Source organism: Flavobacterium sp. (assembly GCF_041392085.1).
Lineage (GTDB): Bacteria > Bacteroidota > Bacteroidia > Flavobacteriales > Flavobacteriaceae > Flavobacterium.
The window spans coordinates 114,144-128,061 of record NZ_JAWKMW010000010.1; the positions used below are offsets into that span (position 1 = coordinate 114,144).

General features: G+C 33.8%; 11 protein-coding genes and 1 tRNA gene. All 12 read left to right on the forward strand.

The window, feature by feature from the left end:
• The first annotated feature begins 6 nt into the window (after positions 1-6).
• The 12 genes from mraY to R2782_RS10110 all read left to right on the forward strand — a co-directional run bounded on the left by mraY (position 7) and on the right by R2782_RS10110 (position 13,909).
• Positions 7-1,236, forward strand: coding sequence for a phospho-N-acetylmuramoyl-pentapeptide-transferase (gene mraY / locus R2782_RS10055; RefSeq protein ID WP_371268107.1), 1,230 nt, complete (start codon positions 7-9; stop codon positions 1,234-1,236).
• Positions 1,236-2,567: a UDP-N-acetylmuramoyl-L-alanine--D-glutamate ligase gene (gene murD / locus R2782_RS10060; RefSeq protein WP_371268108.1), complete on the forward strand. Its 1,332-nt coding sequence runs from the start codon at positions 1,236-1,238 to the stop codon at positions 2,565-2,567. Before mraY ends, murD begins: the two co-directional genes overlap by 1 nt.
• Positions 2,568-2,633: 66 nt before the next feature.
• Complete coding sequence (locus tag R2782_RS10065) at positions 2,634-3,953, forward strand: FtsW/RodA/SpoVE family cell cycle protein (protein ID WP_371268109.1); 1,320 nt, start codon at positions 2,634-2,636, stop codon at positions 3,951-3,953.
• A 1-nt stretch (position 3,954) separates the two neighbouring features.
• Positions 3,955-5,049 carry an undecaprenyldiphospho-muramoylpentapeptide beta-N-acetylglucosaminyltransferase gene (murG, locus tag R2782_RS10070; RefSeq protein ID WP_371268110.1) on the forward strand — a complete coding sequence of 365 codons (1,095 nt, stop codon included), beginning with the start codon at positions 3,955-3,957 and terminating at the stop codon, positions 5,047-5,049.
• A gap of 44 nt (positions 5,050-5,093) precedes the next feature.
• A complete protein-coding gene (gene murC / locus R2782_RS10075) occupies positions 5,094-6,446 on the forward strand; it encodes a UDP-N-acetylmuramate--L-alanine ligase (RefSeq protein ID WP_371268111.1) in 1,353 nt (450 codons plus the stop codon).
• Positions 6,430-7,155 (forward strand): cell division protein FtsQ/DivIB, encoded by a 726-nt coding sequence (locus R2782_RS10080; RefSeq protein ID WP_371268112.1) that lies wholly within the window; start codon positions 6,430-6,432, stop codon positions 7,153-7,155. The genes murC and R2782_RS10080 overlap by 17 nt, the downstream gene beginning before the upstream one ends.
• A 6-nt stretch (positions 7,156-7,161) precedes the next feature.
• Positions 7,162-8,523: a cell division protein FtsA gene (gene ftsA / locus R2782_RS10085; protein ID WP_371268113.1), complete on the forward strand. Its 1,362-nt coding sequence runs from the start codon at positions 7,162-7,164 to the stop codon at positions 8,521-8,523.
• A gap of 54 nt (positions 8,524-8,577) precedes the next feature.
• Entirely contained in the window at positions 8,578-10,503 is a 1,926-nt protein-coding gene (ftsZ, locus tag R2782_RS10090; protein ID WP_371268114.1) for a cell division protein FtsZ, read from the forward strand.
• Positions 10,504-10,616: 113 nt separating this feature from the next.
• Positions 10,617-11,066, forward strand: coding sequence for a GatB/YqeY domain-containing protein (locus R2782_RS10095; protein ID WP_371268115.1), 450 nt, complete (start codon positions 10,617-10,619; stop codon positions 11,064-11,066).
• 36 nt (positions 11,067-11,102) lie between these two features.
• A tRNA-Arg gene (locus R2782_RS10100) sits at positions 11,103-11,176 on the forward strand.
• 363 nt (positions 11,177-11,539) lie between these two features.
• Entirely contained in the window at positions 11,540-13,141 is a 1,602-nt protein-coding gene (locus tag R2782_RS10105; RefSeq protein WP_371268116.1) for a hypothetical protein, read from the forward strand.
• Between the two features lie 162 nt (positions 13,142-13,303).
• Positions 13,304-13,909, forward strand: coding sequence for a hypothetical protein (locus R2782_RS10110; RefSeq protein WP_371268117.1), 606 nt, complete (start codon positions 13,304-13,306; stop codon positions 13,907-13,909).
• Positions 13,910-13,918: the final 9 nt, after the last annotated feature.

The following is a 13,918-nucleotide window of genomic DNA, read 5'->3' on the forward strand; positions in this document are numbered from 1 at the left end:
ACCGATATGCTGTATTATTTATTTGAATATTTAGACAAAACACTCGATGTTCCCGGAACAGGAGTTTTTCAATACATTACATTTCGTTCAGGGTTAGCTGTTCTTTTATCGCTGATGATATCAACTATTTTCGGGAAGAAAATCATTAATTTTCTTCGAAATCAACAAGTGGGTGAAACTGTTAGAGAATTAGGTTTGGAAGGACAAACTCAAAAAGCAGGAACACCAACGATGGGTGGACTCATTATTATTTTGGCGACATTAATTCCAGTAATTTTATTGGCAAAACTAGACAATATTTATGTCCTTCTGTTAATTGTGACTACACTTTGGATGGGTACAATTGGTTTCATTGATGATTATATTAAGATTTTCAAAAAAGACAAAGAAGGATTAAAAGGGAGATTTAAAGTAATTGGTCAAGTTGGATTAGGATTAATCGTTGGTTCTGTACTCTATTTTAATCCGGGGGTGACGGTTAGAAAAGACACACAACGAACAAATATTTTACAACAAAATAATGAAGTGATGATTTCGTCAGTCCCCTTAGAAGAGAAATCAACAGCGACAACAATACCATTTTTTAAAAATAATGAATTTGATTATGCCGATTTGTTGTCTTTCATAGGTGATGGTTACGAAACATGGGCTTGGTTGATTTTTATTCCTATAGTCATTTTTATCATCACTGCCGTTTCAAACGGAGCTAATTTAACCGATGGAATTGATGGTCTGGCTGCCGGGACATCCGCTATATCCGTCCTAACTCTTGGGATTTTCACATTCGTTTCCGGTAATATTATTTTTTCCAATTATCTAAATATCATGTATATCCCTAATTCGGGAGAAATGACCGTGTTTATTTCGGCTTTTGTAGGAGCATTAATTGGATTTTTATGGTACAACAGTTATCCTGCCGCTGTTTTTATGGGCGATACGGGAAGTTTAACAATTGGCGGAATCATTGCCGTTATCGCTATTGCTATTCGAAAAGAATTGTTGATTCCGGTTATCTGCGGAATCTTCTTAGCCGAAAATTTATCTGTCGTATTACAAGTCAGTTACTTTAAGTATACAAAAAAGAAATTCGGTGAAGGGAAACGAATTTTTCTCATGTCACCCTTACATCATCATTACCAAAAGAAAGGCTATCATGAAAGTAAAATTGTAACTCGATTTTGGATTGTAGGGATATTATTAGCCATTTTATCCATCGTAACATTAAAATTAAGATAATGCGATTAGTTGTCTTAGGAGGTGGAGAAAGTGGAGTGGGAACTGCCATTTTGGGCAAGAAAAAAGGATATGATGTTTTTCTTTCTGATTTTGGAAAGATAAAAGATAATTACAAAGAAGTTCTGTTGCTTAATGATATTGCTTGGGAAGATGAAAAACACACCGAAGAACTGATTCTGAATGCAGATGTTGTGATGAAAAGTCCCGGAATTCCTGACAAGGTAGCCATTGTAAGGAAGTTAAGAGAAAAACAAATTCCGGTTATTTCTGAAATTGAATTTGCCGCACAGTTTACAGCTGCTATCACCATCGGAATTACGGGAAGTAATGGCAAAACAACTACGACCATGTTAACCTATCATTTGCTAAAATCGGGCGGATTAAATGTAGGTTTGGCCGGTAACATAGGAAAGAGTTTTGCCTGGCAAGTAGCCGATGAAGATTTTGATGTGTATGTGTTAGAATTAAGCAGTTTTCAGTTAGATGGAATAATTAACTATAAACCGCATATCGCTATTCTTACAAACATAAGTCCGGATCATTTAGATAGATATGAGTATCAATATGAAAATTACATCGCTTCCAAATTTAGAATTACTAAGAATCAAACAGAAGATGATTACTTGATTTATGATGCTGAAGATGAAGCAACAATTAATTGGTTAAAAAATAATACAACACAAGCACGATTAATACCCTTTTCTCTTAAAACCAAGGATAAAACGGGAGGATTTTTAAATAACGAAACTATGGAAATGTACATCAACGAAGAAGAATTTACAGTAGAAACGAAAACAATGGCTTTGGAAGGAAAGCACAACATGAAAAATGCTATGGCAGCAACGTCGGTGGCATTGTTAATGCGAATCCGTAAACAAACAATACGAGAAAGTTTGTCTAATTTTCAAGGAGTGGAGCATCGTTTGGAGCGTGTATTGAAAATTCAAAATGTACAATACATCAATGATAGTAAAGCAACAAATGTAAACGCAACATTTTTTGCACTAGACAGTATGTCGTCTCCAATCGTATGGATTGTGGGAGGTGTAGATAAAGGGAATGATTATTCAGAGTTAATGTCGTTGGTTCGCGAAAAAGTAAAAGCAATTATTTGCTTGGGTGTAGATAATAAAAAAATTATCGATTCTTTTGGTAATGTGGTTGATGTAATGGTCGAAGTTACTTCTATGCAAGATGCGGTTAAAACTGCTCAGCACTTAGCGGAGAAAGGAGATGCAGTGTTGTTGTCTCCAGCCTGTGCGAGTTTTGATTTGTTTGAAAATTATGAAGACAGAGGAAAACAGTTTAAACAAGCTGTACGGAATTTATAACAAGTTTTGAGTTGGGAGTTTTTGAGGTAGAGTAAAGAGTTTAATTTTTGTAATTCAAATTAAAAGATGTTAGCACTAATAAAAAGTTTAAAAGGAGATAAAGTCATTTGGGCACTAGTTGCTTTATTGGCTCTGTTTTCTTTTATGCCAGTTTTTAGTGCCAGCAGTAATTTGGCTTATGCCGGAAAAGGAACAGGAAATACGGTAAGCTATCTGATTAAGCATCTAGTGCACGTGGCTTTCGGGTTTTTTATCATATTCCGAATCCATAAAATACCGTACCATTATTTTAGGAGTATTTCTAGAATTCTATTACCTTTTATTTGGCTGTTGTTAGGCTATACATTATTTAAAGGTACAGTGATTGCAGGTGCAAATGCCAGTAGATGGATTCAAGTACCTTATGTTGGAATTTCGTTTCAACCCTCAACATTTGCGTTTATTGTGTTAATGATTTTTGTGGCCCGGTACTTGTCTAAAACCAGAGAAGAACCTATCACATTTAAATCATCATTCATCGATTTATGGCTTCCAGTTGGTATTACACTACTATTTATACTTCCCGCCAACTTTTCTACTGCAGCATTAATTTTTTCAATGGTTTTGATGTTGGTGTTTGTTGGCAAGTATCCATTAAAATATATTGGAGCCATACTGGGAATAGGTATTGTAGCCTTTGCATTCTTCATTTTGGTAGCAAAGGCATTTCCAAATCCATTGACCACTCGTGTAAATACGTGGGAAGCTCGTATTGAACGATTTTTTAACGACAACGTTCAAGATCCCGACGAAGTATATCAAATCGAAAGGGCAAAAACAGCAATTGCAACCGGCGGGGTGTATGGATTAGGACCTGGTAAAAGCGTGCAAAAAAACTTCCTGCCTCAATCTACTTCAGATTTTATTTACGCCATTATTGTAGAAGAATTTGGTCTGGCCGGCGGATTAGCCATACTTGGGATTTATCTTTTGTTGTTTTTCAGAATCGTAATTGCAGCTCACAAAGCCAATACATTATTCGGAAAATTAGTCGTGGTAGGGCTCGGTTTTCCCATCGTGTTTCAAGCCATGATAAATATGGGAGTTGCGGTTGAATTGTTGCCAACAACCGGACAAACGTTGCCACTAATCAGTAGCGGAGGAAGTTCAATTTGGGTGACTTGTTTGGCGTTAGGAATCATCATCAATGTAACCAAAAAAGAAGAAGAAATTGCTGCAGAAAATAAAGAAAAGGCCATGCGTGATGCCGCACTTCAAAAAATAATTGACAAACAATTGAAAGAAGACGAAGCAGCAGAAGCTACTCTTTTGCAAGAAGAAGAAAATAAAGATAAACAGGATTATTCAATAGAAGAGAATCCGATGAATGCTGTTTTAAATAAATAAAATGAACAACCTAAGATTCATACTAAGTGGTGGCGGAACCGGTGGACATATCTACCCGGCCATTGCTATAGCGAATGAATTAAAAGTTCAATTTCCTGATTGTGATATTTTGTTTGTTGGGGCAAAAGATAAGATGGAAATGCAAAAAGTACCTCAAGCGGGATACCCAATAAAAGGATTGTGGATTGCCGGTTTACAAAGAAAAATTACATTACAAAACCTTTTATTTCCTGTAAAAGTTTTATTCAGTTTAATTAAATCCAGACAAATTCTCAAAACATTTAAACCTGATGTTGTGATTGGAACAGGTGGTTTTGCTTCTGGCCCTCTATTGCGAGTAGCTTCGACTATGAATATCCCAATTCTTGTGCAAGAACAAAATTCTTTTCCGGGAATTACTAATAAAATTTTAAGTACAAGAGCAGCTGTAATTTGTGTGGCGTATGATAATTTAGATCGCTTTTTTCCAAAAAATAAAATAAAATTAACAGGAAACCCTATTCGAGAAGATTTAATTTCTATTGATAATAAACGATTGGATGCGTTGACTTATTTTGCCTTAGATGCCACAAAAAAAACCCTATTGGTTTTGGGAGGAAGTTTGGGTTCAAGGAGAATAAATCAATTGATTGCAAAAGAATTAGATTTTATAATCAATCAGAATATACAAGTGATTTGGCAGTGTGGTAAACTCTATTTTGATGAGTACAGCCATTTTAATGAAAAACCAAACGTAAAAGTGGTTTCGTTTATAGACCGAATGGATTTTGTTTATGCTGCATCAGACATCATTATTTCCCGTGCTGGAGCTTCATCTGTTTCAGAACTTTGTTTAGTGGGAAAACCTGTAATTTTTATTCCTTCCCCTAATGTGGCAGAGGATCATCAGACTAAAAATGCAAAAGCAATAGTAAATAAAAAAGGAGCAATTCTATTAAAAGAAAGTGAACTTGACGGAAATTTTCAAACCGTTTTTTCGAATCTAATTACAGATGAAAAAAAACAAACGGAATTAGGTAATAATATCTTAAAACTAGCAAAACCAAACGCAACAAAAGATATCGTAAAAGAAATAAGTAAGTTGATAAAAAATTAAATTAATAATACTCATGTATTTATTAAAGGAGAGAGAGTAGAAAGATGAATCTAAACCAAATACATAATGTTTATTTCATTGGCATCGGAGGAATCGGTATGAGTGCTCTTGCACGCTATTTTAAGTATTTAGGGAAAGAAGTTGCCGGATATGACAAAACTGAAACTGAGCTGACCAAAGAATTGGAAGGGTTGGGAATGGAAATTCATTTTGATGACAACATCGATAAAATACCGTTAGGCTTTAGTAAAGATAACACTTTGGTTATTATTACACCCGCCGTTCCGGTTTCTCATACTGAATGGATTTTTCTACAAGAAAATGGCTATGCTATCAAAAAGAGAGCAGAAGTATTAGGGATCATTACCAAAGACACCTATTGTTTTGCGGTGGCAGGAACGCATGGAAAAACCACAACTTCTTCAATTCTTGGCCATATTTTATATGAATGTGGTGTAGATGTAACTGCTTTTTTAGGTGGAATTGTAGAAAATTACAATTCCAATTTAATCGGAAATGGTAAAACGGTGACTGTTGTAGAGGCTGATGAATTTGATCGTTCGTTTTTACATCTTCACCCAGACATGGCATGTATTACATCAATGGATGCAGACCATTTAGATATCTACGGAGATTCAGATTCCATTACTGCAACCTTCGTTGAATTTGCAAGCAAATTGGAAGATAAAAAAATGCTTTTTACGCCAAAGAGTTTATCACTTAACGGAATGAAGATTGCCGTAGATGAAGAAGCAGATTTTACTGCTTTCAACATTAGAATAGAAAATAGTGCTTATGTTTTTGATGTGAAAACACCATCGGAAACTATAAAAAATATACAATTTAATTTGCCCGGAAGACATAATTTAATGAATGCTCTCATGGCTTTGGCGATGGCTAAAACATACGGATCCCCAACCGAAGGCATTGCCAGAGCTTTGAGTACATTCAACGGAATTAAACGACGGTTTTCCTATCAAATCAAAACAGAAAAATTGGTTTTTATTGATGATTATGCACATCATCCTACTGAAATAAATGCGGTTCACCAAGCCGTAAGAGAATTGTATCCCCAACAAAAAGTGTTGGCTGTTTTTCAACCGCATTTGTTCAGTAGAACAAAAGATTTTGCTGACGATTTTGCAGCAAGTCTTTCTCAATTTGATGAAGTTATTTTGCTGGATATTTATCCGGCCAGAGAACTTCCGATAGAAGGAATCACGTCCGGATGGTTATTGACAAAAATTAATAATCCGACCAAAAAATTAGTGTCTAAAAATAATTTAATAGAGGCAATTTTAATCTCCGACGTAACTGTTATTGTAACGATTGGAGCCGGTGATATAGGCGAATTGGTTAAACCCATAAAAGAAAGATTAAATGAAAAAGTATTTTAACTGGGCAAACATACGTTTGGTGCTAATAGTACTGCTTTTGGCCTTTTTGTATGCGTTTACTACCAAAAGAAATGAGAACAGAAAATTATGTAATACTACAGTTGAATTTCAAGATGGTGAACAACTTTTTATTACACATGAAATGGTTAATAAATTGTTAATAGAAAATAAAAGAGATGTTTCCAGTATACGGAAAGTTGCTTTAGATTTGAATAATTTGGAAAACACCATCAATCAACACGAGATGGTTGAAAAAGCGGAGGTTTTTGTAAGTATTGACGGGCATTTAAAAGCTGTTGTTAAGCAGAAGACACCGGTAGCTAGAATATTTGAAGGAAGCGGTTCGTATTATGTTGATTATAAAGGTACTAGAATGCCGCTTTCAGCTATTCATACTGCTCGTGTACCGCTTGTTTCGGGGGGGGTAGATAACAAAAACAAAGAAGATTTATACGAATTATTCCGAATGATTCATGACGATGAGTTTTTGAAAAAAAATATCATTGGTATTCAAGTTTTGCCGTCAGGTAGCTTAATAATGAAGAATCGAAATTTTAATTATGATATCAATTTTGGAAAAACAATTAATATGGAAAAGAAATTTAAGAACTACAAAGCTTTTTTTCAAAAAGCAGTTCAAGACAGTTCCATATACAATTATCGAATTATAAATCTGAAGTTCACGCAACAGGTAGTTTGCACAAAATAGAAGCATATGAAAAATCAAAACATTGCAGTCGGTTTAGATATTGGTACCACAAAGATTGTGGCCATGATTGGTCGTAAAAACGAGTATGGTAAACTGGAAATCTTAGGTGTGGGAAAATCCAAAAGTTTGGGTGTTCACAGAGGGGTAGTTAATAACATTACACAAACGATTCAATCTATCCAAACTGCTATTGCTGAAGCTGAAGAAAACTCAGGGTACATGATTAAAGATGTAGTTGTAGGTATTGCAGGTCAACACATCAGAAGTATTCAACATAGTGATTACATCAGTCGCAATAATCCTGAAGAAGTGATTTGTGATAAAGATATCGAACAACTAATTAGTCAAGTTCACAAATTAGCGATGCTACCGGGTGAAGAAATTATACATGTGTTACCGCAAGAATTCAAAATCGACGGACAATCAGAAATCAAAGAGCCAATTGGAATGTATGGTGGACGATTGGAAAGCAGTTTTCATGTGGTTGTGGGTCACGCTGCTTCAATTCGAAACGTTGGACGTTGTATTCAAAGTGCAGGTATTGAATTATCCGGTTTAACGCTAGAACCGCTTGCTTCTTCAGATGCTGTTTTGAGTCAAGAAGAAAAAGAAGCCGGAGTAGCATTAATTGATATTGGTGGAGGAACTACCGATTTGGCTATTTTTAAAGACGGTATTATCCGTCATACAGCTGTTATACCTTTTGGCGGTAACGTTATTACGGATGATATTAAAGAAGGATGTTCTATTATTGAAAAACAGGCGGAATTACTAAAGGTAAAATTCGGATCGGCTTGGCCAGGAGAAAACAAAGACAACGAAATTGTTTCCATTCCCGGATTGAGAGGGCGTGAACCCAAAGAAATTTCATTAAAAAACCTTTCTAAAATAATCAATGCTCGTGTGGTTGAAATTATTGAACAAGTTTTTGATGAAATTAAATCTTACGGATGTGAAGACCCTAAGAAAAAACTAATCGCTGGTATAGTGTTGACGGGTGGAGGTTCGCAGTTAAAACACATCAAACAATTAGTAGAATATATTACCGGAATGGATACCAGAATAGGTTATCCTAATGAACATTTAGCCGGAAACTCAGACGAAGAAATGTCCAGTCCGTTATATGCTACTGCTGTGGGATTGATGATGAATAGTATCAATAATAATACAAACAGTGCTATTTTAATGTCTGAAATGGAACAATCACTACCAAGAGAAATTAACGTAGAAGAGCCCACTAATGATTCTGTTGCAGAAGCCCCTAAAGCAACTGAATCAAAACCAGAAAGTACGGAAACCAAAATAAAACGTTCTTTCTTCGATAAATACGTAGAAAAGATTAAAGAATTTTTAGACAATGCAGAATAAGACCTAGTTCTGTAGTGTTAAAAGATTTATAATGAATTAGAAAAACCAAGAAGTATGATAAGCAACTCAGATTTTGGAAACATCTCGTTTGATTTACCTAAAAATCAATCAAATGTAATTAAAGTAATTGGTGTTGGCGGTGGCGGAAGCAACGCTATCAACCACATGTTTAAACAAGGGATTAAAGGTGTAGATTTTGTAGTGTGTAACACAGACTCGCAAGCACTTCAAAATAGTCCTGTACCTAATAAAATTCAGTTAGGAGTTAACCTGACGGAAGGTTTAGGTGCCGGTGCAAATCCGGAAGTAGGTCAACAGTCTGCTCTGGAAAGTATGGAAGACATTGATAAGTTATTGGATAGTAACACCAAAATGATTTTCATTACGGCAGGAATGGGCGGCGGAACGGGTACAGGTGCAGCACCTGTAATTGCTCAAATGGCCAAAGAAAAAGATATATTAACTGTAGGAATTGTTACGATTCCCTTTCAGTTTGAAGGGAAAGTTCGTTCTGAACAAGCGATGGTTGGAGTCGAGCGTTTGCGTAAACAAGTTGATTCACTCATTGTAATAAACAATAATAAATTAAGAGAAGTATATGGAAATCTTGGTTTCAAAGCAGGGTTTTCTAAAGCAGATGAAGTATTGGCTACTGCTTCTCGCGGGATTGCAGAAGTAATTACACATCATTATACGCAAAACATCGATTTAAAAGATGCTAAAACTGTATTGTCAAACAGTGGAACAGCAATTATGGGATCGGCTGTGGCAGAAGGTGATGATAGAGCGAAAGAAGCAATCGTTTCTGCATTGGATTCACCATTATTAAATGATAATAAAATTTCAGGAGCCAAAAACGTATTGTTGCTTATCGTTTCGGGATCAACTGAAATCACGATTGATGAAATTGGTGAAATTAACGACCATATTCAAGCAGAGGCAGGTTACAATGCCAACATTATCATGGGTGTTGGAGAAGATGAATCGTTGGGCGAATCTATTGCTGTAACCATTATTGCAACGGGTTTTAATGTAGAACAGCAAAAAGAGATTGTTAATGCTGAGCCTAAAAAAATAATTCATTCATTAGAGGAGAACCAAACCAATACAATCGACTTAAGCCAGAAAACAGTTTCACCAATAAGTAGCAATACCATTGAAAAAGGAACGACGACCGATTCAACAGAAGATAAAATTGTTTTTGAGCTAATTGAGGAGTTAGAAGTTGTTGAGCCAAAATTGGTTTCAGAATTAATTCCTACAACAGATTTCATTAAAAATATTGATGTTACATTCGAAATTGTTTCCCCTTTTTCAGAAAATCAATTATTTGCTACAACACCGGAAGTTCGCGAAATAATGGTAAGAGATCCTGAATTTGTAATTGTTGAAAAAGAGCAAGTTACAATGTCATTTGACTTATCAATTGATAAAAAGGATGAAACAGAAAAAACAGTTCTTTTTGAACTTGACCCGATTGCAACAAACGATATTGTAGTAAATGAACCTAAACAGGTAATTCCGGTTACAGAAGTGAACGAAACAGGAGTAGTACGATATTCGTTAGAGGAATATATGGAAGTAGAATCTGAGTTATTGAATTCTAAACCTATTGCAAATGTGGTAGAAGAGCCAATCAATGAAGAAATGAACATTACAATGAAAAAAGTAGAAACACCGTCTGCTTTTACACCTTCATTTGATGAGATTAACCCGCTCACTGAACTAACCATCGAAGAAACGTTGAAAATGCGGGCAGATGAAAGAAGAAAAAAATTAAAAGAATTCAACTATAAATTTCACAATAACTCTTCTCGTTTAGATGAGATGGAAAAGGTACCGGCATATAAAAGAATGGGGGTGGATTTACCAACAAATTCACCTGTAAATAATCAATCCAGAACTTCGTTGGGAACAGATAGTAATAATGATGCTCAATTGCGATCAAACAATTCTTTTCTCCACGATAATGTGGATTAACTAACTCAAACAAATCCTTTTTAACCCGTAAATCAGAAAATGGTTTTCGGGTTATTTTTTTTATCTTTGTACCCCAATTAAATAAAATTATTGGTAATAAAAATAGATAAAAGATGAGTTTACAAAGCCAAATCAACGAAGAAATTAAGAATGCTATGAGAGCTAAAGATACGTTGTCTTTAGAAGCGTTAAGAGCTGTAAAGTCAGCTATTTTGTTAGCACTAACAGATGGCGGAGCAAAAGAAGAATTGGCAGCAGAAGATGAAATTAAATTGTTGCAGCGATTGGTTAAGCAACGTAAAGACAGTGCTGCAATCTATATTCAACAAGGAAGGTCAGACTTGGCTGAACCAGAGCTCCAACAGGCTGCAGTAATAGAAAAGTTTTTACCTAAACAATTAACAGAGGCAGAAGTGGAAGCGATTGTATCTCAGCTCATTGCGGAAAATGGATTTTCAGGAATGGCATCTATGGGACAATTAATGGGAATAGCTTCAAAGCAATTAGCCGGAAGTGCAGACGGGAAAACAATTTCAACAATTGTAAAAAAGCTTTTAGCATAAAATAAATTATTGTAAATTCGCACTCTTAAAATTAATGGCCTCGTAGTTCAACTGAATAGAATATCAGATTTCGGCTCTGAGGGTTACAGGTTTGAATCCTGTCGAGGTCACAAATGAATACAATTAATAAAAAAACGCCAAGTTCACTTGAGCGTTTTTTTATTAATTGTATTCTCAAAGCGGAGCTTTGTCAGGAAAGACGAAGTCAATCCTGATTTGTGCTTTCACTTGAGCGTTTTTTTTCAGTGAATTTTTATAATTTCAATATAAAACTTAAAAACAAATTTTTTTCTTTTCTTGTCGAATAAATCCATCTCATTTTTGCGGAAGTTATTGTTTTTTAAGAGGTTAGAAGTTTTTTTTTCATCTTTTTAAAGTATTTCATATAAAACTCACAATAATTCAACTAAAAAATGTATTTATGCAATTAAATTTTTAACAATTCAATTAAATAATCAGGTAAATCATTATTAATGAAAAAAATATTGCTAGTTTTTTGTATTGCAGTCTCTATGTTGAGTTATTCACAAAAGAAACTTTCCGCAGATTATTCATATAAAGTTAGTCAGCCTTATAAAGTTTTTGATGCAGCAAATAAATTTTATTTTGCAAAAGATAATCAGGCTATGACAGTTAAAATACACAAAGATGAGGTACTGATTCAAAAATTTAATACTGATAAACCCTCCTTTACAAAAGAAGAATTATATGAAAAGAAATTCCCTAAGAATTTTGTAGTTGAAGATATACTTGAAATTAACAATAAATTTTATTTTTTCTATTCCTCATGGGATGATGATAATGAAAAGGAACAGTTATTTTATAATGAAATCGATTTTGAAAAAGGAGAATTTGTAGGTTCTTCAAAAATGTTATTTGACGTAAAAGGAAAAGTCACAGGAACATCAATGGGCTTTTCTGTACAAGACAAATTTCCTTTTTTACTATCTCACGATAAAAAAAATATCTTGATTAAATACAGAAAGAAACCAGAGGTTAAAAGAGACGTTAATAGTTATGATGTAATTGGATTGATGGCTTTTGATGAAAATTTAACTAAAACTTCCGGAAATGAGTTAAAAATGCCTTATACAGAAAGAAGGATGGATAATTTAGATTATCATCTTGATAATAATGGGAATTTATACTTGCTCACAAAAGTCTTTCATGATGATAGTAACAAGGATAAAAAGAAAAAGAAAGATGAGGAAGCAAATTATCATTTAGAATTGTTTTTTGTAAAAGCAGGAACTTCTAAAATTGATATTACTAAATTTGAAAACAAAGAAAAATTCATTAATAAACTTTGGATTTTTGATACACCAAATAACTTCTTAGTTTGCGGTGGATTTTATAGTAATGGTAAGGGAGAAAGAAATGACTCAGATGGTATTATGAGTTTTAAAATAAATAATACTGGGGGGATTTATGATGAAGTTTATCATGATATTCCATTGGAACTTTTGAATATGTTTGAAAGCAAAAAGACAGTAAAAAAGAATGAGAAAAAAGAAGAAAAAGGTGAAGAAGCGAAATTTAAAGACCTTAAACTTAAAAATCTTAATGTAGACAAAGAAGGGAATGTTGTTTTAATTGGAGAACAAGATTTTGTTATTGCTTACACAAACTCAAAAGGCAATACCTATTATAAGTATTTTTATCAAGATATATTTGCCGCTAAAATAAATAAAAACGGAGGGCTTGATTGGATGAAAAAAGTACCAAAAAATCAATATGGTAGTAGAGGAAAGAGTGGTATGTCATATAAATATTTCTTTGCCAATAATAACCATTACTTAGTGTTTTTAGATAATGTGAAAAATATTGAAATTGCAGCTGATAAAGCTCCAGAAAGACATACTGATGGACAAGGTGGTTATTTAACTTCTGTTAAAATAAATGATAATGATGGAACGTTGACCAAAGGGTCTATTTTAAATGCTAGGGAAGTTGAAGATTTTAAATTACATCAATTTTCAACAAATAGAGTTTTCAAAGTGTCTGAAAATGCTTTTATGTTTGAAGCATATAAAAAGAATAAAGAAGATGTCATGATTAAAGTAGAAATGAATTAATTTATTATTAATCTAAAAATTAAATTATAAACTATACTTCACGAAATTTTTGTATTCTAAGAACAATGAATATTTTTATTAAGTTTTTTAAAACATAATATTTTATTAACCATTAAAATGTATAATTTTACTATACTAATCATAAATTAAACTATAAACAAAATGAAAAAAATTATTATCGTAGTTGTAATCTTTGTTTCAACCATGTTAAATGCTCAAAGCATGAAAGTTATTAAAGGGGATTTTGGAACATTGAAAGGACAAAAAGAAGTTAATGTAGAGTTTGACTTTTCCAAATTAACATTAATGAAGGAAGAAAAAACAGAGGCACAATATATGGAAGAACGTGCTAATGAATTAAATGAGAAAAACAAAGGAGTTGGTGATATTTGGAAGAAAAAATGGGAGTCAAGTAAAGAATTGATTTGGAAGCCAAAATTTTTGGAGTTAATTAATGTGGTGCTTTCTAAAGACAAAAAGGATTTATCTTTTCAAGAAGGTCTAACTTCTGCAAAATATACTTTAATTGTTGAAGCGGTTTGGATTTATCCGGGGTGGGATGTGGCGATGATGAAAAAACCGGCTAAAGTAACCACTTTGATAAAACTTGTTGAAACCAACAACAAATCAAATGTTTTACTTGAATTATCCAGCAAAGAAGCTCCCGGTGATCAATGGGGAAGCAACTTTAGCAACGAAAGCCGTATTGGTGAAGGTTTTGCTAAAACCGGAAAATCAGTTGCCAAAATGATACTTAAAAAGATATAAGAAAAGTTA

Bases quoted from the DNA above. Each gene is read 5' to 3' on its own strand.
- murG (WP_371268110.1), top strand. From the start codon at position 3,955: ATGAACAACCTAAGATTCATACTAAGTGGTGGCGGAACCGGTGGACAT.
- R2782_RS10065 (WP_371268109.1), top strand. From the start codon at position 2,634: ATGTTAGCACTAATAAAAAGTTTAAAAGGAGATAAAGTCATTTGGGCA.
- R2782_RS10080 (WP_371268112.1), top strand. From the start codon at position 6,430: ATGAAAAAGTATTTTAACTGGGCAAACATACGTTTGGTGCTAATAGTA.
- R2782_RS10110 (WP_371268117.1), top strand. From the start codon at position 13,304: ATGAAAAAAATTATTATCGTAGTTGTAATCTTTGTTTCAACCATGTTA.
- R2782_RS10105 (WP_371268116.1), top strand. From the start codon at position 11,540: ATGAAAAAAATATTGCTAGTTTTTTGTATTGCAGTCTCTATGTTGAGT.
- murD (WP_371268108.1), top strand. From the start codon at position 1,236: ATGCGATTAGTTGTCTTAGGAGGTGGAGAAAGTGGAGTGGGAACTGCC.
- R2782_RS10095 (WP_371268115.1), top strand. From the start codon at position 10,617: ATGAGTTTACAAAGCCAAATCAACGAAGAAATTAAGAATGCTATGAGA.
- ftsZ (WP_371268114.1), top strand. From the start codon at position 8,578: ATGATAAGCAACTCAGATTTTGGAAACATCTCGTTTGATTTACCTAAA.
- mraY (WP_371268107.1), top strand. From the start codon at position 7: ATGCTGTATTATTTATTTGAATATTTAGACAAAACACTCGATGTTCCC.
- ftsA (WP_371268113.1), top strand. From the start codon at position 7,162: ATGAAAAATCAAAACATTGCAGTCGGTTTAGATATTGGTACCACAAAG.
- murC (WP_371268111.1), top strand. From the start codon at position 5,094: ATGAATCTAAACCAAATACATAATGTTTATTTCATTGGCATCGGAGGA.